Source organism: Microbulbifer mixtoriginis (SeqCode) (assembly GCF_052467235.1).
Genome location: NZ_CP174305.1, coordinates 4476267 through 4496920 on the forward strand (window position 1 = coordinate 4476267; position 20654 = coordinate 4496920).

At 47.8% G+C, this 20654-nt stretch carries 16 protein-coding genes; 8 read left to right on the forward strand and 8 right to left on the reverse strand.

Features of this window, described 5'->3' with window-relative positions:
- Nucleotides 1–58 precede the first annotated feature (58 nt).
- The 4 genes from dbpA to ACJJIO_RS19615 all read right to left on the reverse strand — a co-directional run bounded on the left by dbpA (nt 59) and on the right by ACJJIO_RS19615 (nt 7033).
- The gene (dbpA, locus tag ACJJIO_RS19600) at nt 59–1447 is read right to left on the reverse strand and encodes an ATP-dependent RNA helicase DbpA (protein ID WP_444909537.1); all 1389 of its coding nucleotides are present in this window, start codon (nt 1445–1447) and stop codon (nt 59–61) included.
- Nucleotides 1448–1722: 275 nt separating this feature from the next.
- A complete protein-coding gene (locus ACJJIO_RS19605; protein WP_444909538.1) occupies nt 1723–4860 on the reverse strand; it encodes an efflux RND transporter permease subunit in 3138 nt (1045 codons plus the stop codon).
- Entirely contained in the window at nt 4854–6392 is a 1539-nt protein-coding gene (locus ACJJIO_RS19610; RefSeq protein WP_444886270.1) for an efflux RND transporter periplasmic adaptor subunit, read from the reverse strand. Before ACJJIO_RS19610 ends, ACJJIO_RS19605 begins: the two co-directional genes overlap by 7 nt.
- Nucleotides 6393–6628: 236 nt before the next feature.
- A complete protein-coding gene (locus ACJJIO_RS19615; protein ID WP_444909539.1) occupies nt 6629–7033 on the reverse strand; it encodes a hypothetical protein in 405 nt (134 codons plus the stop codon).
- Between the two features lie 227 nt (nt 7034–7260).
- Between ACJJIO_RS19615 and ACJJIO_RS19620 the strand changes: the two genes are divergently transcribed.
- The 4 genes from ACJJIO_RS19620 (at nt 7261) to ACJJIO_RS19635 (ending at nt 11484) form a co-directional block, all read left to right on the forward strand.
- Complete coding sequence (locus ACJJIO_RS19620; RefSeq protein ID WP_444909540.1) at nt 7261–8151, forward strand: hypothetical protein; 891 nt, start codon at nt 7261–7263, stop codon at nt 8149–8151.
- 212 nt (nt 8152–8363) lie between these two features.
- Nucleotides 8364–9266, forward strand: coding sequence for a hypothetical protein (locus ACJJIO_RS19625; protein ID WP_444909541.1), 903 nt, complete (start codon nt 8364–8366; stop codon nt 9264–9266).
- 83 nt (nt 9267–9349) lie between these two features.
- Nucleotides 9350–9907 carry a hypothetical protein gene (locus ACJJIO_RS19630; RefSeq protein ID WP_252081718.1) on the forward strand — a complete coding sequence of 186 codons (558 nt, stop codon included), beginning with the start codon at nt 9350–9352 and terminating at the stop codon, nt 9905–9907.
- Between the two features lie 329 nt (nt 9908–10236).
- Entirely contained in the window at nt 10237–11484 is a 1248-nt protein-coding gene (locus ACJJIO_RS19635; protein ID WP_444909542.1) for a DUF418 domain-containing protein, read from the forward strand.
- A 235-nt stretch (nt 11485–11719) separates the two neighbouring features.
- Here the strand turns inward: ACJJIO_RS19635 and ACJJIO_RS19640 are convergent, their stop codons facing one another.
- A complete protein-coding gene (locus ACJJIO_RS19640; protein ID WP_444909543.1) occupies nt 11720–11875 on the reverse strand; it encodes a hypothetical protein in 156 nt (51 codons plus the stop codon).
- A gap of 85 nt (nt 11876–11960) precedes the next feature.
- Between ACJJIO_RS19640 and ACJJIO_RS19645 the strand changes: the two genes are divergently transcribed.
- Together ACJJIO_RS19645 and ACJJIO_RS19650 are read left to right on the forward strand one after the other, a co-directional pair.
- Nucleotides 11961–13286 (forward strand): cytosine deaminase, encoded by a 1326-nt coding sequence (locus ACJJIO_RS19645; RefSeq protein WP_444909544.1) that lies wholly within the window; start codon nt 11961–11963, stop codon nt 13284–13286.
- Nucleotides 13283–14689 (forward strand): FAD-binding oxidoreductase, encoded by a 1407-nt coding sequence (locus ACJJIO_RS19650; RefSeq protein WP_444909545.1) that lies wholly within the window; start codon nt 13283–13285, stop codon nt 14687–14689. Before ACJJIO_RS19645 ends, ACJJIO_RS19650 begins: the two co-directional genes overlap by 4 nt.
- 197 nt (nt 14690–14886) lie before the next feature.
- Here ACJJIO_RS19650 and ACJJIO_RS19655 read toward each other — a convergent pair whose 3' ends face one another.
- The 3 genes from ACJJIO_RS19655 to ACJJIO_RS19665 form a co-directional block, all read right to left on the reverse strand.
- A complete protein-coding gene (locus ACJJIO_RS19655) occupies nt 14887–15876 on the reverse strand; it encodes an alpha/beta hydrolase (RefSeq protein WP_444909546.1) in 990 nt (329 codons plus the stop codon).
- Between the two features lie 42 nt (nt 15877–15918).
- A complete protein-coding gene (locus tag ACJJIO_RS19660) occupies nt 15919–17085 on the reverse strand; it encodes an AMP-binding protein (RefSeq protein ID WP_444909547.1) in 1167 nt (388 codons plus the stop codon).
- Between the two features lie 68 nt (nt 17086–17153).
- The gene (locus ACJJIO_RS19665) at nt 17154–18176 is read right to left on the reverse strand and encodes a methyltransferase (protein ID WP_444909548.1); all 1023 of its coding nucleotides are present in this window, start codon (nt 18174–18176) and stop codon (nt 17154–17156) included.
- A 256-nt stretch (nt 18177–18432) separates the two neighbouring features.
- On the opposite strand from ACJJIO_RS19665, the gene ACJJIO_RS19670 reads away from it, so the two are divergent.
- Both ACJJIO_RS19670 and ACJJIO_RS19675 read left to right on the forward strand, forming a co-directional pair.
- On the forward strand, nt 18433–20013 hold the full coding sequence (locus ACJJIO_RS19670) for an FAD-binding oxidoreductase (protein ID WP_444909549.1): 1581 nt from the start codon (nt 18433–18435) through the stop codon (nt 20011–20013).
- 116 nt (nt 20014–20129) lie between these two features.
- Nucleotides 20130–20555 carry a nuclear transport factor 2-like protein gene (locus ACJJIO_RS19675; RefSeq protein ID WP_444909550.1) on the forward strand — a complete coding sequence of 142 codons (426 nt, stop codon included), beginning with the start codon at nt 20130–20132 and terminating at the stop codon, nt 20553–20555.
- Nucleotides 20556–20654 lie beyond the last annotated feature (99 nt).

Genomic DNA, 20654 nt, shown 5'->3' on the forward strand with positions numbered 1-20654 from the left:
CTAATCCCCAGCTCAGGGAGTTAGGCCCATACGGACCTAACTCATTGGCCCTTAAAGCTTAGCCTCGTATACGTCGCACCCGGAATTTACGCCCTTTCAGTTTCCCATTTTCGATCTTTTTCAGTGCTTGGGATGCCACATTGCGTTTAATCGCAATATAGGCAGTTTGATCCAGTACGTTGATCTTGCCTACATCTTTACCGTTGATGGGGCGATCGCCGCCGGTTAATGCTCCCAGAATATCGCCGGGGCGGACTTTTTGTTTTTTGCCGCCATCAATTTGCAAGGTGGCCATGGGTGCCTGAAATGGAGGCTCGCTTAGGATATCAGCAGGCGGTGGTGTATCGGGGTCGGATAGCGGGTCTTGGGCCAGATCCATTCGCAGTAGTTTGTGGCCTTCCTTCTCGGAAAACAGGGAGTAGGCGCAACCGCGTTCACCGGCGCGGCCAGTCCGTCCGATGCGATGGGTGTGTACTTCCGGATCTTTGGCAATATGAAAGTTGATTACTGCATCCAGTTTGTCGATATCCAGGCCGCGCGCCGCTACATCGGTGGCCACCAGAATCGAGGCGCTGCCATTGGCGAAGCGGATCAGGGTTTCGTTACGCTGGCGCTGCTCCATATCCCCATGCAGGGCCAGCACGTTGAATCCCGCCTGCTTTAGGTCACTGGCGACGTCATCGGTCTCGCGCTTGGTGTTACAGAAAATCAGGGTATTGACTGGCCTGTCATTGAGTAAAATGCGGCGGGTCATCCCCAGGCGATCATCGAAACTCTCAGTTTTGTAAAAACGTTGTTCGATCACCTCCTCACTGTGCGCGGACGCAACGCGTACCATCACCGGCTTTTGCATAACTCGTGCACTGAGCCGTTCGATTTGATCCGGGTAAGTCGCGCTGAACAGTAACGACTGTCGCCGAGCTGGCACTTGCGCCAGAATGGTATCAATAACGTCCTGAAAGCCCATATCGAGCATCCGGTCGGCTTCGTCAAAGACGAGTGTGTCGACATGCTCTAAAGATAGGGTTCCCTTACGCAGGTGTTCTTCGATGCGCCCTGGTGTACCAACAATAATGTGCGCCCCATGCGCCAGGGAGCCAATCTGTGGGCCAAACGGCATGCCGCCACACAGGGTCAGAATCTTAATGTTGTGTATTGCCCTGGCCATTCGGCGCAGTTCCTGTGCAACCTGGTCGGCAAGTTCCCGTGTGGGGCACAGAATCAGCGATTGAATCCGAAATCGCTCAACACTGAGCCGCTGCAGCACCCCCAAACCGAAGGCTGCCGTTTTACCGGAGCCGGTTTTTGCCTGTGCAATGACATCTTTGCCGTCGAGTATGAGCGGAAGTGTCTTGGCCTGAACCTCGGTCATTGATGTGTAGTTGAGAGACGCCAGGTTTTTCAGCAGGGCTGGCTTCAAGGGGAGTTCGGAAAAGGGGGCAGTCAAGGTAAATCCTGGAGTCGTTGAATGTCAAATACGCGTATTACTCAACCAGCCAGGAAAGTGATTTTCACATTCTAGCTTTTGTCATTACTGCAATGTTGCAATCTGGGCAATACAAATCTTGCCTGGCATTTTAACAGTTAACTCTGAGGAAACCTATTTGCCCGCTGCCGTTACAGCAGTGCACAGCTGACAAATAGGTAATTTACGCTGATGAAAAATGATCAGTAGAAAATCGGTGGGGCAATGGGCCAAGTTGAGCCAATGCCCCCGCTTTTCTAGCTTTCCTTATCTGTACGAGCCTTCCACTGATAAAACACTCCGGGCATAACCAACAGTACAAACAAGAGTGTCGTGAGGGTGCCGCCGACCATGGGTGCAGCAATGCGTTTCATGACATCTGCGCCGGTGCCATCGGAAACCATGACTGGAATTAATGAAATCAACAAGGTGAGGCTGGTCATTAACATTGGCCGTATACGGCCCGCTGCCGCTTGTGCGACTGCAGCGGTATTGTCTTGCTGCGGCTTATTGGTTCCAGCAGCCGATAAATAGTGCAGCATCAATAGCCCCATCTCTGCGGCAAGGCCGGCCATAGCGATCATGCCCACCCATACGGCGACGCTGAGTTTGTAGTCAAGCAGATACAGCAACCAGAAGGCCCCGACCAGTGCCATCGGCATAGCGGTAAGTACAAACAGGGTGTCAGACAGCCTGCCGCGGTGCAGGTAAAGCAAGAAACAAACTGCTAGTAAGGTCAAGGGCACCAGCCATTGCAGGCGGGACTTGGCCCGCTCCAGATATTGATACTGGCCAGCCCAGGCGATGCGCTGACCGGGCACCAAATTGACTTGGTCGGCGACCACCTGTTTTGCACGGCTCACATAGTCGGCAACACCTACATCGCCTTTCAGGTCGACAAATACTAATCCCACTAACTGCCCGTCTTCATTGCGAATCATGGGCGGGCCAGTGCGGAAGTCCATATCAGCCAGTTGGTTGAGAGGCACCTGGGAACCATCGGAAGCGGGAACCAGGATTTGCTCCAGCTGTTCTGGGGTATCCCGGTAGTCGCGGGCATAGCGCACCAGCACGTCGTAACGTTCGCGCCCCTCGACGGTCTGGGTTGCAGCCAAGCCACCGGCAGCCGCGGCAATCACATCTTCGATATCCTGCACATTTAAACCGTGGCGGGAGGCTCGTGCGCGATCGATATCAAAGTCCAAAAAGTAGCCACCGGTGAGGCGCTCGGCAAAGACACTGCGGGTTTCATCGGCGGTGCGCTGATCGCTGCGCAGGGCTTCCTCAATAGCCAATGCGGTTTGTTCGATTTCTTCCAGGTTATCGCCAAAAACCTTGATACCCAGTTGGCTGCGAATACCGGTGGCGAGCATTTCGGTACGGGTTTGGATGGGCATCCACCAGATATTCGGCATACCGGGATACTGAAGTTTCTCATCCATCTCCGCTAGCAAGTCATCCCAGGTCATGCCGGGCCGCCATGCATCCTTGGGCTTCAGGGTAATCACAGTCTCTACCATGGAGAGTGGTGCAGAGTCAGTCGCACTGTTTGAGCGGCCAATTTTACCGAACACGTGCTCAACCTCGGGAAAGGTTTTTAGCTCTTCATCCATTTGCTGCAGTACTTTGCCCGCTTCGGTCACAGACATACCGGGTAGGGCAGTGGGCATATAGAGGATGCTACCCTCATTGAGTGGCGGCATAAATTCACCACTCAACTTACTGATGGGGTAGGCCACGGAAACCAGGGCGATTACCGCGAGGGCCGCCACCATTTTGCGCTGGCGCACACAGAAGTGGATCACCGGTTGCAGTGTAAAAACCAGGGCACGGGTGATCGGGTTTTCCTTGGTGCGGATCTTGCCACGCATCAACAGTACGGCGAGTGCCGGGATCAGGGTGATCGCCAGCAGTGCGGCAAAGGCCATGCTGTAGGTTTTTGTATAGGCGAGGGGTTTGAACAAACGGCCCTCGGTGGCTTCCAGTGCAAACACCGGTAGGAAGGAAACCGTAATAATAATCAGGGAGAAGAAGATGCTCGGCCCCACTTCCTGCATTGCCCGAACAACCAACCTTCTTCGCTCAGCAGTAGACAATGCCTTATCGCCAGAGGCTGCCAGCTTTTTATGAATGTTATCCACCATCACCACGGCGGCATCCACCATAGCGCCAATGGCGACAGCAATCCCCCCCAACGACATAATATTGGCGGTTAACCCTTGCAGGGAAAGTGGAATAAAAGCCAACAATACAGCAATGGGTAGGGTGATAACCGCGACCAAAGCAGAGCGTGCGTGCAGCAGGAAAATGGCGATTACAGCGGCGACCACCAACATCTCTTCAATCAGGGTGTTTTTAAGGTTGTCGATCGCGCTGTTAATCAGCTTTGAGCGATCATAAGTCACCACCAGCTCGACGCCCTCTGGCAACCCAGCGCGAATCTGTTCGATGCGCTCTTTAACCCTTTCAATCACCTTTAGGGCGTTTTCACCGTAGCGCATTACCACAATACCGCCGACGGTTTGTCCCTCACCATCCAGCTCGGCAATGCCGCGCTGCATGGCCGGCCCCAAGGTAATATCGGCAACCTGATCCAGGGTTACGGGAATTTTTGCCGCGTTTACCCCAATGACTACTTCTTCCAGATCAGAAACATTGCGGATATAACCGCGGCCACGGACCATATGCTCGTGGCCGGCGATCTCCAGTACCCGCCCGCCAGTGTCGTTGTTACTGCGGCGAATGGCTTCGACCACTTTGCCCAGTGGAACATTAAACATCTGCAATCGATGGGGGTCGATCTGGACTTGATATTCCTTCTCATAACCACCGATAGACGCGACTTCGGCCACACCCTCCACAGAAGTGAGCCAATAGCGCAATTTAAAATCCTGTAGCGCGCGTAGTTCTTGCAGATCTTGCTTGCCGCTGCGATCCACCAATGCATACTGAAATACCCAGCCGACTCCGGTAGCGTCTGGCCCTAAAGTGGGCTGAACATCCTCGGGGAGTTGGTCTGCCACCTGGTTGAGATATTCGAGCACCCGCGAACGGGCCCAATAAATATCGGTGCCGTCTTCAAAAATGGCGTAGACAAAACTGAGCCCAAAAAAGCTCTGGCCGCGGACATATTTGACTTTGGGCAACCCCAGCATAGCGGTGGAAAGCGGATAGGTGATTTGGTCTTCCACCAGGTCTGGACTGCGGCCGGGCCAGTCTGTCATGACGATCACCTGGGCATCGGAGAGGTCCGGGATAGCATCCAGGGGAACACTGATTAGGGCCCGGTATCCCGCCAGGGCGGCAATCGCCACAAGGATCAGCGTGATCCCCGGCTTGCCAGCGCAGGCCCCAATAATACGGGCGATCAGCCCTTTGGGTTCGGTATTTACCACTGCTGTACCCCCGATTTCAGGCGACTCTCTGCCGCGATCAGGAACACGCCAGAGGTGACGATTTTGTCACCTTCCTGCAGTCCGGAGCGAATCACAATACGCTCGCTATCCCCGTAACCGGTGCGTACCTGCACCGGCTCCAGGCGGCCCTGGCCCAGATCACGGAAAACGATACGCTTCTTGCCGGAGATCAGCACAGAATCCCTGGGAACCACTAGCAGATTACCCAGTTTGGCACTTAACATAATGTCCGCGAACAGCCCGGGGCGAAGCTCGCCGTCAGTATTGGGCAGGGTTACGCGCAGCCGCGCACTGCGGTTACTGTGATTTAGAAATGGGTCGATCTGCGTGAGGGTTGCCGGAATTTCCTCGTGGTAGACGTTGGTTAAACGCACCTTGGCCGGCATACCTTTTTCCAGCAGTGGCAGCTGGTCCTCATAGGCGTGGGCTTCTATCCAGACCTGGCTCAGATCGGCAATACGCAGCAGGTTGTCGCCCTTCTGAAAGGCCGAACCCGCGACAATATTCTTCTCAATGATCACGCCACTGGCCGGAGCGAATATCGGTACATAGTCTTGTGCTTTCTGTTGCTCTACCAGCCAATCGATTTGCTCCTCTGAGAGTCCCCAGAGCAGTAGGCGCCGGCGTGCGGCTTTTTCCAGGGAATCGCCGCGGCGGCGCGCTTTCAGGTATTCATCCTGAACGGCCAGAAGCTCCGGGCTGTACACAGAAAACAGCACTTCACCGCGTTTAACTTCCTTGCCCTCAAAGTCGGCATCCAGGTCGCCAATCCAGCCATCGAAGCGCAGGCTGATATCCCGCAGGCGGGTTTCGTCGTAAGTCACCTGACCGTGCAGGTGAATGGGGAGGGCGAATGGCTGTCTTTCAACCGTGCCGGTTTTGATACCGATAGCCTGACGGCGACCACTTTCAACCACAATACTGCCGCTTTGAAGCTCATCATGACTGACCGGCTGCAAGTCCATACCGCAGATAGGGCAGGTGCCTGGCTGTGCAGCTCGTACAGACGGGTGCATGGCACAGGTGTAGTAAGCGGTATCGGAGGCCTCAGGTGCAGATTTCAAGCGCAAACCTTTGCGGTTGGTACTCATATCAAAGGCCAGGTCCACGTGGCGATCGTGGCCGGTAGCCACATCTACCACCATGGGCCATGAGCCCACCATCGCGAGCTCTATCTCCCCCTGAAAAATACCAGGGCTGGTCTCGTTGATGTCCGCTTGGGCGCGCATCGCTGGCATAGCACCCATCGCGGGCATTTCCGCTACTGCGCGAACTTCGGCACCGCTGACTGGACGGTTTTCTCTGTCCCTAACTTCGATGCGAATCTGGTTCTTACCGGCGCGGGGCTGCTGTGGATCAACGGTTACAGCAATCTGGAAGGGGCCGGCAGGTATAAACTCAATATGGTCGGTCACCGCTAATCCAGCTGTTTTCTTCCAATAGAAGGCAGCGCCCGCCGCCGCCAGTAAAAAAACGAAAGAAACCAGGCTCAGCGTTTTTGCGCGGCTCATAGCACACCTCCAAAGACAGAGGGGATCAGAATTTGGGTACCGAGCTCGGTGCTGTGTGGGGTGCCAAGTTGGCTATCAAAGGCACTGCCCATTTCTTTGCTGCTACGGGCAGCAACGGCTTGTAGGGAAATCAAAGGGTTCACTCCTAGAACAATCTTTCTGAAGCCCAACAGCAGCAATGACAAAAGTTGAATGATGCTGCGGGAAATTTCGCGCAAATCAGAGAGAGGGAGTGATCAAATACGCAGGCGTAGAGTGGCTAACCAGGTTCGATTGCCGGGGAAGGTGGAGGCTAGTTGGAAGGGTGTAACCGCCTTGAGCACCGGTGGAGCTAGTATTTGCGGCCACTGGTATGTGGGCGGTGGTGCCAGCTGAGGAAGTTCAAGGCCGAGGAAGGCAGCGGTTAAGGCGACTTCGTGATCATCCAGGGAGGTCTTGAGGGAAACCTGGGTGTCGTATTCACAGCAGTCGACCTCATCGGGCTCTGAGCTGGTAACCATGTGGTCACAACAGCATTCCGCGGCTGGCTCAGGGCTCTCCATCATTTCGCAGGCAAGCACAGTTTGCACCTGGAACATCAGCAGGAGCAAGGCCGCCATAGCAATCAGTTTGGCGCGAAATGTGGAAGAGTAGTGTTTCATTACTAGTAAATCATACACCAGAGATCGGCCACCCGACAAAGTTTCCCAGCAAGATATGACCAACTGGTATTATTAGATCCTCTAAAACTGTGGGGGTTCACGTCTTTCAATACTCGATCACTGATAATTCCGGCACGGTTTATCGCTTTGGCGGAAGGATATTGGCGATAGTTAATGGAATCGCTTATGGCTAATAAAGCCACACGCAACACCGTAAGGGGAGCTCCATGTCATTACTTACCAAAATCTGTTTGCTCCTGCTGATGTTGTTTGCCGCTTCTACTTATGCCGAATCCTCAAGGGCATCCTTGGAGGCATTGTTTGCTGAAACCTATGATCCGAACAGAAAGGTTGATAGTGACTGGGTGCTAAGCAGGGAGCGAAACCTGGCTGCTTGGAAAAGAATGAATGCTGTTCATCAAGCGATTTACTATGGTGAAGACTTATCCTTCCTCAGTAAGTATGGCTTTGAGAAAAAGAAACCATCTTGGTATGAGATTCACTATGCAGATCACCCAGAATGGTTAACTGCATATGATCTACTAGGGGCTTTATCCTCCTTGCACATGTTGCAAAACAATCAAGCTGAACTTTATCAACTTGGTATGAGTGTGGCTGAAGTCCAAAAGTTAAGTCGTTATGTTCTCGCCAATGATCTCTTTGAAATTGAAACCAAGGAACTACTGGATTGTTTACAGGAAGAAGGGGATGCCTACGTTGGTAGATTCCTTCAGGGTGGTGAGGACTTTGCCAATATCTACATCGAACTAATTCATAAATTCAATTTGCGCAGACATCTCGTTAATATAGATTGGGTGATAAAATTGTTTAGCCTGTTTGATTCTGAAGCACAAAGCATTCTATTGACTTATGGTGTATCGAACATTGCCTCCATGAGTGGTATGGGAAATTACAATCTGGATAGGGAAGTTAAATTATTTATGGGATATTTCCTATCCGGCCAGTTGACTGCATCATTGAGAAGTTCTTTAGAGGAACACAGAGAGAAAAGGCAAGCTGAAATAGCTCAGAGAAATACGGTGTTTAATCCCCGAATCGATAGAGCTATGAATAAGTACAGTTGCTCTCCAAAGCAATGTTCGTATCAGAATCCCTGAATATACTGATTAATAGCGATAACTCTGTTATAGCGCTTGTGTGGCTATATTTTGACCATCCAGGCTGTCCGTTTCCCATGGGCTTTGTGGTGGAAATTCTGACATCCATTGTCTCTCCCTAACAGGGCTCAGAGCGATAATTAAAGTTGGTCCCTTTTAACTCCATGGGCCTTAATTTTATAGGGTTACTCAAAGCGACAGAAGGTATCCTCATGTCATCCCTCTCCAAAGCCACCTTACTGCTGCTTTCTTTAGTTACCCCCATCTTTGCTATTCCCACTGTCGCCAGTACTCACCAAGATGCCTTAGCGATACTGTATGCTACGGCCAATGATCTCAATAAGGAAATTGACATCGACTGGGTACTGAGTAGAGAGCGGAATTTGACTGCCTGGATACGAATGAAAGCAGTTCGCCAAGCAAGTTATGATGGTGAAGACTTGTCTTTCCTCCAAAAGCATGGTCTTGAAAAAAAGGGTCCAAGTTGGTATGAAATTAATTTAAAGGATCATCCTGAATGGATAACTGCATATCGATTGCTAGTGCCGTTATCCTCTTTGCGAGGACTGCTTGAACACCAAGTTAAACTTTATGAACTTGGCATGACGGTAGTTGAAGTCAATAGACTCACTGGCTATATCCTTGCCAATGATATTCAGGAAATAACGATCCAGGCGAAATTGGATTTTTTACGGAATGAGGAATCCACCTACGTAAGTAGATTCCTTCAAGGAGGTGAAGACTTTTCTTCTATCTACATAGAATTTAGGGATAACTTTCATGCGCTCTCCCAGACACTAGAAATCGATTGGGCAATAGAACTGTTCAGCATGTTCGAACGCGATGCTCAAGAAATTTTATTGACTTACAGCTTGTCAAAAATTAATTCTCGAATAGGAATGGGGAGAGGGGAGGAGAGCTTGAGTTTGGACGATGAGGTTGAGATGTTTATGGGCTATTTTCTCTCTGGAGGGCTACATGCTTCATTGAGGGAGTCATTGCAGCGTCACCAAGAGAAGAGCCAAGCATACAAAGCAAAAATTAATGTTGAATTTAAGCCTCCAATGGACAAATCTATCAATAAGTGTCACTGTCCCCCAGAACAATGTTTGTAGGCTAATCATTGAATATACTCATTAATAGCGGTAATTCCTGTGTCGCTTATGTGGTCAATTCTTGATTTTGAGTGGTAGTAGCAATGGCTGTAACAAGGATCTGTATTTGTCTTGTCGTACTTCTCATTTCATTGCCTCTTGCGGCAGAAGAAAACACCCCCGCCGCTGAATCCTACGGTCCCCTTACAAAAATGACCAACTTATGGCTCCGGGGTGAAATTAGCAAAAGGCAGATTCGGGAACTGGCGTTAAGAGGGCGCTATGTGAATAGTTCTGATAAAGATAACGCCCATGTATCTTTTTTTCTGGACGAGATGCAGATAGTTGCTCGTGGATCATCAGTGTCTGGGCGATCAGCCCAAATTAATATCCAGGTTAATGAATCTAAGTTTGATCTGGATTATGACCTTGTCTCCATGCACCTCTTAATTAATGGGCATGGCAGTGGGCTATCGAATGAGCAGAAATTTCTTCTGATTGTAATGAGCTATCGATTGGCAGCTGAGGGGTGGAGTAAATCTTTGGGAATAGACCAAATGGAGAAGAGCCTGATCTATAACACTCTAAATTACCTCTCCGAAATGCCGGCAGACTACAAGATGTGGGGGATGGCTAAGGAGATTAAATATCCTTTACATTAATAATAGAAGCGGACAATTTTTAAGTCTGTGGTGATAATCTAATCGTTATATAAATTGCCATTGATAAGATTGTGATATCCAAGGTCTTGTATGGACAGCGGAAGTGGCAATTTTTGTATTATGGTGATGCGCGCTCGACAGATTTCAAATATTTTTTCTAACCGATCTAAAAAAACTATTAGTCCAGTCGTCCCAAAAGGAGTGTTAACCGGCTAATTTTTTAAGTTGGTATGTCTGGTCAATAAAAGAATAATACTTTTAAGTGGTTCAATCTTGTGTCAAACCTACACTGGCATTAACCTGCTCTATTTTTGCTTAAAAGGATGTGCATGCCAGCCCGAATTTCACAATTGGATTTGCTGAGAGGAATTGCCATATTGGGCATTCCTTTTATGAATATGGTTAGTTTTTCCATGCCCATGGCTGCCTATTTGAACCCTAAAGCGTATCTGGCAGATGGACCACTTAATGATCTGATTTTTATTTTCTTACATATATTTGCCGATCAAAAATTTATGGGACTTTTTGCCATGCTTTTTGGAGCGGGTATTATCCTTCTTGCGGAGAAGCGATTAAACCAGCAAAAATCTGCCGCTAAGATTCATTACAGCCGCAACTTTTGGCTACTGGTTATAGGCTTGCTCCATGCGATCTATATCTGGGAGGGCGACATACTGACAGTATATGCGCTTGTTGCTATGGTGCTTTATATATTCCGTGGACTGCGTGGAAGTTGGCTCATTACACTGGGAACTTTGAGTTTAATAGGCGCTGTACTGGTTTCAAACTATACCGGTGTGGTGTTATCCGGGCTCAGTGGGGAAGCTAAATATATAGTCTCAGATATCTTCGCACCTGATACAGCACAAATTCAAAGGGAAGTTGCGGCCTATACAGGTGGTTTCTGGGAGTTGGTCAATCACCGATTCGCAGCTGAAGATAGCGATGCAGATATGGAGGCGAATATCGTGATGCTATTTTTCAGTTTGTCGTTTATTTTGAAAATCGCCGCGATGATACTAATAGGTATGGGACTCTATAAAGTTGGTATCTTACGTGGTGAGGCAAGCCCTGAGACCTATAAAAAGATGGCTGTTGTCGCAACACCCATTGGTTTGATCCTTACTGTATTGGGTTTAGTTTGGAACTACAGCAATGATTGGGAGATTAATCACTACTTCTTATATGGCGATGCATTTAATCTGGTAGGGGCTACCTCCACCAGTATCGGCTATGTTGGCTTGGCCTGTCTCTGGTATCAGAGTAATACACATCTGTGGATTAAGAATAAAATACAACAGGTTGGCCGAATGGCATTTACCAATTACCTCGCTCAGTCTTTGATTGGTGTGTTTATATTTTATGGCTTTGGAATGGGGCTATATGGTGCGCTGACAAGAGTAGAAGTTGTTGGTGTTTGTATTGGTCTTGTCCTATTTCAGCTCGCTTATTCTGATTTGTGGCTGAAAGTTTTCCGTATGGGGCCTTTAGAGTGGTTTTGGCGGGCACTAACCTATCTGAAGCTTCCACCGATCTTTAGGGAGAAGTCGCTCCAGACTGCCGGTAGGGGAGCTTAATTAGTCTCATTTGAATAGTGAAAGGACACGTCAGCTAGGGCAGTAACAGGTGTTAAGGCTCAGAGAAGAAAAAGCAGCTCAAACTAATCAGATATCCAAATCGCAGAAGTAGAGGGCCGGCTACAATCAAAGATGTGCAACATCACGCAAATAGCGCCGGTTTTAACTACGGGTGCAAGCTGCTGGTGAGGCAAATCGGCCGGTGACTTAGCCTGCAAGACAATCAAGCATGTCCTTACTGTATCTCCTGGGCCGATAGCAGATCGCTGGCGGCCAGTATTTTATCGATGCAGTCGTATTCATTGTGGGCATATCCTATTCCGGACTTGGCCTTGCCATATTTGTACTGGAGCAGAGTATCAGCAGAAGATTCCCTACTGGGTTGTTGCATGCATTTTGGTATCTCTGTCTTTCAATCTCTTTTCTTACCAGCTATGCGCAAATTGTGTGCGGGCGCATTGGAACGGGAGGTGTAGATGCAGGCAAGTTGGGGCTCTAGTTTCAAAGGCACTGGCACCATAAGAAATGCAACGGTCCCTGCCTGTGTCTTGCGCGACCCTGGCAATTCTGAGCTATCGGATCTTGTTTCCTGCGATTTGGTATTTCGTGACGGAACGCTGGTCCAGGTTGCTCCAGCGGCCAGTCTGCCAGAGGCGTCAGGTGGGCTCGACCTGGATAACGGCTTGGTCCTACCGGCTCTTGTCGATCTGCATACCCATCTGGATAAAGGGCATATCTGGCCGCGTGCATCCAATCCCGACGGCACTTTCATGGGGGCGATGCAGGCGGTTGACAGGGATCGGAGTAAAAATTGGTCAGCAGAGGATGTTCGGGTGCGTATGGAATTTGGGCTGCGTTGTGCCTATACCCATGGCACGGCCGTCATCCGGACGCACCTGGATAGTTCGCCGCTGCAAGATGAGATCACCTGGCCGCTCTTTTGCGAGATTCGCACCGAATGGGCGGGCCGAGTTGAACTTCAGGGCGTGTGTTTGTTTGGCATCCATCGCCTTGCTGCAGACGATCAATATTTAGGGCGCATTGCGTCTAGGGTGCAAGCTGCTGGGGGCATCTTGGGAGCAGCGACCTACATGGTGCCCGATCTAGATCGGTATCTTGAAGCGATGTTCCGTGCGGCTATGGAGCATGCGTTGGACCTCGACTTTCATGTCGATGAGACGCTCGACCCATCCGGAATGACCTTGCGCCACATCGCGGAAACAGCTCTGCGCATGGGCTTTCAGGGGAAAATTGTGTGCGGGCACTGCTGTACTTTATCGGTACAGCCTGATGACGAGGTAGACCGTACGCTGGACCTGGTGGCTAAGGCGGGGATCGCGGTCGTGACTCTGCCGGTGAGCAATCTTTATCTTCAGGACCGGGTAATGGGCCGGACTCCGCGCCGCCGGGGTGTCACGCTGTTGCATGAAATGCGTTCCCGTGGAATAGATGTTGTTGTTGCTTCGGATAATACACGGGACCCCTTTTGCGCCTACGGTGACCTCGATCTGATTGAAGTCTACGCTCAGGCGACTCGCACTCTGCATCTGGACCATCCGGTTGGAGACTGGGTTCGGTCAATAACGACCACGCCGGCGGATATAATGGGGGTTTCTGCCGGCTGGATTGGGGCCGGTGAGTCGGCAGATCTGCTTCTCTTTCGTGCGCGCAATTGGAATGAACTCCTTTCACGCCCAAATGGTCCACGGCATGTGCTGCGCGCAGGGTACAGCATTGACAAGGACTTGCCGGATTTCCGCGAACTGGATCATCACATGCACATGGGAGCGCAACGCCCATGACTGACATCTCCGCTTTGAAAGCGAATCTCGACGGTATCAAGGTCGAGGATGATCCACGGATAGTGAGAAAAAAGAGCCGGGATTTCTTTTGGTATTCCCCGATCCTCAAGGAGCAGCTTGATGGTGTGACCGGTGATCTGCTTGTCAGCCCGAAAAATGTTGACGAGGTTATTCGCGTTCTAAAAGTGTGCTACGCCGCGGACATTCCGGTGACAGCTCGGGGGGCGGGTACCGGCAATTATGGTCAGGCCATGCCACTTTCCGGTGGCGTTGTCCTGGATTTGTCGGAAATGGATGCTGTCAAGGATATTAAACCAAGCGTTGTTGTTACCGAGCCTGGAGCCGTTATGGCGGATATCGATGCCCAGACGATATCCCGGACCGGTCATGCCCTCCGCATACATCCCTCCACCTACCGTATCGCGACCATCGGAGGATTTCTTGCAGGGGGGGCTGCGGGGGTCGGCTCGGTGAATTGGGGAGGGCTCAGGGATCTAGGTAACGTCATCCGTCTGCGGATGGTAACCATGGAGGCGGAGCCACAGGTTCTGGAGCTGACAGGAAGCGATGTCCAAAAGGCTCTACACGCTTACGGTACGACAGGCATCATCACCGAGATCGAAGTACCGCTGACAGAAGCTTATGACTGGATCGATGTGCTCGTCGGGTTTGATGATTTTATAAATGCGATCCGTTTTTCTGAAGAGCTTGCCAACATGGATGGCCTTTTGACAAAAGATATCGCTACGATTGAAGCGCCGTTGCCCCATGACTATTTCTTACGGCACAAAAAATTTATCCGCAAGGAACAGTCCGTTGTTGTGCTCATGGTGGCAGCGTTTGCCATGGGGGCATTGGATGGGCTCCTGAGCCGATCGCCGGGTGCTGAGATGTTGTACCGCTCCGATAGGGCAACCGCTGAAGATATCACGCATTTACCGCCGGCTTATGAACTCACCTGGAACCACACAACCTTGCGTGGCCTAAGCGTTGACCCATCGATTACCTATCTTCAGGTCCGTTATCCTGATATGAACCCACTTGAGACCGTCGGCAAGTTGCAGAGCATATACGCTGAAGAGTTGCCCGGCCACCTGGAGTTTATTCGCTACAACGGACGCCTAGTTCCCATTGGTCTACCCTTTGTTCGCTTCACGGATAAAACCCGGCTTGATGAAATTATCAAACGGCATGAAGCGCTCGGGTGTACGATTTTCAATCCGCACCGATTCACTCTGGAAGAAGGGGGGATGAAGCAAATTGACCCGGTGCTGCTTGCATTTAAAAGGCAGACAGACCCCAAGGGGCTACTCAATCCGGGTAAGATGATCGCCTGGGAGCATCCAGACTACAAGTTCGATAGTGATCAGGGGTTTTTGTTTCCAGGCTTACAGCGTTCATGAACTTGTATCATTCACCGGGGCCTGAATCGCCAGCACCAGTCTATGCCTATATTGCCATATTTATATAGCGGTATAATTTTTGAAATCTATGGTGCACTAAGAGCTAATATCCCTAAGGTCCCAGGGACGTGACTGTTTTTTTTGGTTGGTAAGATGATTTATTTATTCGGGTATAAATAGGATGTGTAAATTTAGTATTATTCCTTTTCATTTTTATTGAGCCATCTAATAATCGAGATATGTTCGTCATCTCCAATTGTTGTCATACTCTGATGGTTCCTATTGTGAATCTTGACTAAGTCAATATTATCTTGGCTTAAGCCTTTGTAGTCGGAGTAAGGAGCGATTCGATCTGTATCTGAGGATATTAAAAGTATTGGAATTTTAGATGATTGGATAAGGGGGATTATATTTGTATCCTCCAGGTTAATATTATTTTTTTTCAAGACTAAACTGGCGCCTTTGCGAATATCTTGTTCCGGAATGATTTTGCTAAGTATTGGATGTGTGACTTTAGAGTGATTATATAAGGCTTGATCAAATTGGGGCATTGGGGCTAATAAAATAACTCCACTGATATCCGTTCTCAAATTTGAGATATATGTAGCGGTTAGGGCACCCATTGAGTTCCCAACAATATAAAAATTATCCTTCTTAATAATATCTTCTTCAATGAGGTTGTTAATAAAAGGGTTGATGAGCTTGCTATCATAAACTCCATATTTCTTAATCCCACCTGATTCACCATGGCCGAGGAGATCTGGAACAACAACGTGATAACCTAAGAAACGAAAATATATTGCCGAGTTCAACATGAATTCTTTGGATACCCGAAATCCGTGTAATAATATTACCGTTCCAGAATATATCCTTGTTAAAGAACTCTTATTCAAGTTCATGCTGGCAGTACTTTCACTGCCATTTGCTTCAAATGTAACAGAGTATTGTAAATTTTGATCTATTAAAGGAGGTCCATGATAATAGCTTATACAGATGTCATCCTTCACAAAGCAATATTTATCTTTCTTAAAACCATGTTTTATAATTCTTTCAATGGTTATTATCTCATCAAATGGGAAGCATTTAGAGCTTTCTATAAAGTTGGCAATCATTTGAGAACATACAGCACGTATAGGGCGTAACAGTAGGGTTGAGAATAGCACTGACAAATTAGCTATGGACTTCATTTCTATGTTTCCTATGCTGTATCTTTAGTGCTTGACTGAAATCTACAAATTGATATCGTCTGCCTGAATAATAGGCGGCACCTTGTTAGTTCTTTTGACCCTCATCAGCCTTTCAACCCGTTTTGTGCTAAAGGCTCCAGGGTATTGCTGGACTACAGATGCCAAGTTATGAATCTCAACTAGAATTCGTTTTCGAACTATGTCGGATTCTGTAATACCGGTATAAGCTAAAGTAAGTTCGCTTGCAGATTTACGTGTTTCCCCGCTTTTTGTGAGAATCAGCTGCGCCTCCTCAACACCATCCTCTTCTCTAGCGATAGCAAGTATGTTCCTAACGCTAAAAATCGCACTACAAAGACTCACATCATCGTCCGCGCGCCCCTCAATCAGCAATGCATTTGGCTGACCACATGGGCAAGTGGCGTGCCGAATCAAATCCCCTAACCGATAGCGTATAACTGGTACTGTCCAGCCATCGCCAATACGTGTGAGTAGGGCCCCGTGATCGTCGGGTTCAATCAATTGATCCGCTAAAAGGTGGTAAGTATCCCGATCACACTCGGGCCCGTTAACAGCGATGCTGTTGGTCTCCACCGAACCGTAGTCACACCAGAAGCCGGCATTTGGAAAGGCCATACGCACCGTATTAAACTTTTTCTCGGTCCAGGGTTCCGCCATCCAAATAATTGTTTTGATGTTCAGTTTGCAATTGCCATCAAGGATGCCCTGGGCGAAGTCCGCTAATCCTGTGGGAGCTCCAGCAAGGGCATTAATCTCTATCTTGCGAAATGTCTCCAGCCAAGCGCCTGTTTCAGTGGGAGTAAAGGGCCCTACAGGTGCGGTGATAGCTCTGCTTTTTTCGGCGAGAGTTTGAATAAAGTAGTGGGCACCCCATAGGCGGCCGGGGTTGAAAAGGTTGAGGAGTACATCGCCAGGCCCAAGTGGTTTCCACTGTTGTAGAAGTCTCTGTGTTGCCTGATGGAAGGGCGTATAGGCCAGCTTGGGGTTTCCTGTGGTACCACCGCTGGACATTAATATAGCGCCCTCTGTTCTTGCCAAGGCTTTGGAGATTTTTAAGATTTCTTTCGGCCCACTGATAGGTAGGTCTTCAATCCGGTTGGCGTTTGGGGGCACACTGAGCCCCCCCTGTACAGATATTGATCTGGCATGGTGTAACAGCTGGCTCCAATCTAAGTGTCCGATGGTCATGGGGAGCTCCGTGCTTTCATTTCTTTATTGACTTGCCCGATGGATGGCCATGGTTATGAATGCATCAGCTAGGGCTTTTGCGCTGAAATGACTGAGAAATAGCCGAGTGCTTTGTCGCTTTGCGGATTTTTAAAGCCGGCTTTAGTGAGCATTTGGTATAGCTCCTTTTCGGAATATAACCGTGAACCATGATTCATAAAAAGATGGAAGCTAAATAAGCTCGGTGTAAGCTGGCTTTCATCTAGGAGCATGTCATGAATAAAGATAAAACCCTCTTTGGGCAGTAGAGAGAAGGCCTTACTCAGTAAGGATTCACAGATAGCTTCTTGCCAGTCGTGTAGTACATTGCTAAAGCAGAGGCCGTCAAAGCCCGTGGGCCACTCAGCGCTGAATAGGTCCCCCTTTGCAATGGTTATTTGCCGAGTTTTGTTAAATTTTTGTACATACTCCTTGGCAATTTCACAGACTGGGGCAAGATCAAAGAGTACAGCAGTGCGATTTGGATATGTTTCACAGAAGGCTAGGGCGATAGTCCCTGAGCCGGCACCAGCATCAAGTAAGGTATCAACCTGTTTGAAAATACCGTCTGAAGCGGCTTTAACTGCAGAGGCGAAACCCTGAGAGTGCATTAGATGAGTAAACGCCGCTGCCGATTCATTATCCATTTCATCGTTTTGCCACATATCGGTTACTGAACGCCCCTTACACTCTAATTCATATTCCCGCTTAAGGCTGGTTATAATTTTCTTGTCCAAATGATTGATATCGTAAATAGCAAAGGGGTCCAGCAAGACTTCCCCCCAATAATATAAACTGTTCTTATCTAAATAATTTTTTGCCAGCTCAGTGTTCTCATACTGGGCCAGTTCCATTTTGATATAACCCAGGTGATTAAGAATCAAAAGATATTGCTCAACACCCTTGCTACTAAGTTGCAGTGCCTGAGAGATCTTGTCGCTAGTGTTGTAGCCCTTGTCTATCAGGCCGTAAATATCAAGTTGAGCGGCAACCTTCAGACAAGCAAAGGTGTAGTTGCCCATCAGGCGATCCCATAAGGGGGTGTCTGAGGAGGTGGGCGCCTTTATATACATGCTCTACCTCACTATTGTCTTTATAAATATCTTTAACACGAAGGGTTACACTCTAATATGTGTAGAAGTGATTTATATATTGATTTGTCGCTTAACTTCTATTTTTGTCACCTAAATGAACTCTAAGGTTTGTTTGTCTTTTCGCTTTGGTTTAGGTCTATTTGTTAGCTCTTTTGCTTTTAGAGTAATAGTAGATCTCCAGTAAAGCACTAGGATGTCGCGATTTTGTACCAGTATAGGGCTGTGTGGAGTGGTTATGATTAGAGATTTTTTGCTGGAGATGAAAAAAACTTTTAGGGCTGATCAAGTTGTATCTGAGCAGGATGAAATAGCACAGCATATTGAAAATGTTACATCATATAACGTAGATGTTCCTTTAATCTTATATCCTGAGTCTGCTGAGGAAGTTCGACAGATAGTCTTATATGCAAATAAATTTAAAGTTTGTATACAGCCTTTTAGTACCGGAAAGTCCTGGGGCTTTGGTTCAAAATTATCAACGCAGGGTGATCTAATACTTGTTGATCTTCATCGAATGAATAAGATTATCGAAGTAAATGAAGAGTTTGGCTATGCAGTTATTGAGCCGGGAGTGACACAGTTTCAACTTTTTAATTACCTCAACGAGACTGGCTCAAAGTATTTTTCAGACACAACAGGCTCTGCAAAGGATACAAGTATAGTAGGCAACGCTCTAGACAAAGGGGTGGGGTACAATATGGAGCGATATAAGCAACTTCTTAATCTGGAGGTTGTTCTAGGGGATGGGAGAATATTTAAGACGGGATTTGGGCATTATGCAAATTGTAAAGCAACTAATACCTTTCCGGAAGGAATAGGGCCATCATATCTTCGGATTTTTTTGCAATCAAATTTTGGAGTTGTAACACGTGCAACAATAGAGTTGAGGAGAAGGCCTGAAAAAAAGTGCATGTTTTTGACGGTTTTAAAGGATGAAAGTTACCTGGGTGATGCAATCAATGCCCTCAAAGGAATTAAACAACTTGGGTTGGTTAATTCTATTACTCATTACTATGAAAATGTCAGGGTTAAAAATGGTCTGGCTCCTGTAATGTATCAAGATCTTAAGGGGCAGGGTGTTGATATAGATCGTGAGAGCTTGATGGGATTTCTGAATCGATACTCATTTGGTGCAGGTGTAATATTTTCAAATATCAGTGGTACCAAATACCAGATAAAAGCAGCAAAAAAAGAGTTGAAGAGGTTGAGTCCTTGGGGTATTACTTTTTATGTAACGGATAGGTTGATTAACTTAGGATTGTATACCTCCAAGCTTGTCGGCTGGAAAAAAATGAACTCTTTTATTCATTGTAATGCAGGCTTTTATCGTATGGCATTGGGTGAGCCAAGTGATCGACCTATCATGAGCATTTATTGGCCGGCTCAAACGGAACTTCCTGAAGGATGGGAGAATCCGGATCACACTGACATTGGTATGCATTTCATTCTTCCAACAGTGCCCATGAATGTTGAATATGTTCAGCAGGCAAACTCAATTGTTCGCAAAGTAAATACACATTACAGTAAGGCTCAAGCAAGTTATGCATTTGGCCTTGTTGATGACAAGACAACTCATTTCAGTATATCAACGCACTTTATACGTACCGATAAAGTAGCGCGAGAGGAATCGCGATCCTTGGCAAAGGAGCTTAATGAAGAATTCATTAAGGCCGGCTTCCATCCTAACCGTCTGTTTGTTGATTTTATGGATCTTGTAGTTGATCCTGATGATATTTTTTGGCAGGTCACAAGGGATATTAAGAAGGTTTTCGATCCAAATGGCGTTATTGCACCTGGCCACTACAATTTAACTTGATACGGTTATGGTAAATATTGGTGAAAGCTTTTAAGTTCGTAATGTGGCCGTTGAAATTTATATTGTAAGCAATTTTAACTTTCCCCCTTTGGTTTGAGAGTGTAAGGGTTATTTAAATGTTTACTGAGGAAAGATATCGGCAGTATATTCGTGATTTTAACTCTACTTTCACTGGAGGAGTTAGCCTGGGTGATTTCTTTGGTAAGTATTACGAAAAGAGTGCAACTTTTGAGTATGTTCCTCAAGCTCGTAAAAATATTGGGCGCGACCAAATTCTGGCCTTCTGGGAGGGCGTTGCAGAAAAAATGCAGGAGGTGATTCTAAGTCATACTCATTTCTTGGCGGATGAAAAAACTGTAGCTTCTGAAGCGCCGATAGATTTCCTCTGTAAAGAGGATCTTGAGTGGAATGGCATAACTTATAATGCCGGCTCAAAATTCAGGCTTATGATGTGTGCTTTTTATGATGTAAGTCCAAGCAACAAGTTTTCGTATGTTAGGGTATATTCGATATATAATCCGGGTTATAAGCCTGATGAGTAAAATTTGTTTGCTCGCAATTGTTCAGCTAGGATACTAGTTCGATGTTAAATGGTTTGTTTAGGCCCAACAAGTGGGCCGTAGCTTTTGAATTTTTCAAGA

Excerpts from the sequence above, each read along its gene's own strand:
- ACJJIO_RS19610 (WP_444886270.1), bottom strand. The coding sequence starts at position 6,392 with ATGAGCCGCGCAAAAACGCTGAGCCTGGTTTCTTTCGTTTTTTTACTG.
- ACJJIO_RS19615 (WP_444909539.1), bottom strand. The coding sequence starts at position 7,033 with ATGAAACACTACTCTTCCACATTTCGCGCCAAACTGATTGCTATGGCG.
- ACJJIO_RS19620 (WP_444909540.1), top strand. The coding sequence starts at position 7,261 with ATGTCATTACTTACCAAAATCTGTTTGCTCCTGCTGATGTTGTTTGCC.
- ACJJIO_RS19625 (WP_444909541.1), top strand. The coding sequence starts at position 8,364 with ATGTCATCCCTCTCCAAAGCCACCTTACTGCTGCTTTCTTTAGTTACC.
- ACJJIO_RS19630 (WP_252081718.1), top strand. The coding sequence starts at position 9,350 with ATGGCTGTAACAAGGATCTGTATTTGTCTTGTCGTACTTCTCATTTCA.
- ACJJIO_RS19635 (WP_444909542.1), top strand. The coding sequence starts at position 10,237 with ATGCCAGCCCGAATTTCACAATTGGATTTGCTGAGAGGAATTGCCATA.
- ACJJIO_RS19640 (WP_444909543.1), bottom strand. The coding sequence starts at position 11,875 with ATGCAACAACCCAGTAGGGAATCTTCTGCTGATACTCTGCTCCAGTAC.
- ACJJIO_RS19645 (WP_444909544.1), top strand. The coding sequence starts at position 11,961 with ATGCAGGCAAGTTGGGGCTCTAGTTTCAAAGGCACTGGCACCATAAGA.
- ACJJIO_RS19650 (WP_444909545.1), top strand. The coding sequence starts at position 13,283 with ATGACTGACATCTCCGCTTTGAAAGCGAATCTCGACGGTATCAAGGTC.
- ACJJIO_RS19655 (WP_444909546.1), bottom strand. The coding sequence starts at position 15,876 with ATGAAGTCCATAGCTAATTTGTCAGTGCTATTCTCAACCCTACTGTTA.
- ACJJIO_RS19660 (WP_444909547.1), bottom strand. The coding sequence starts at position 17,085 with ATGACCATCGGACACTTAGATTGGAGCCAGCTGTTACACCATGCCAGA.
- ACJJIO_RS19665 (WP_444909548.1), bottom strand. The coding sequence starts at position 18,176 with ATGTATATAAAGGCGCCCACCTCCTCAGACACCCCCTTATGGGATCGC.
- ACJJIO_RS19670 (WP_444909549.1), top strand. The coding sequence starts at position 18,433 with ATGATTAGAGATTTTTTGCTGGAGATGAAAAAAACTTTTAGGGCTGAT.
- ACJJIO_RS19675 (WP_444909550.1), top strand. The coding sequence starts at position 20,130 with ATGTTTACTGAGGAAAGATATCGGCAGTATATTCGTGATTTTAACTCT.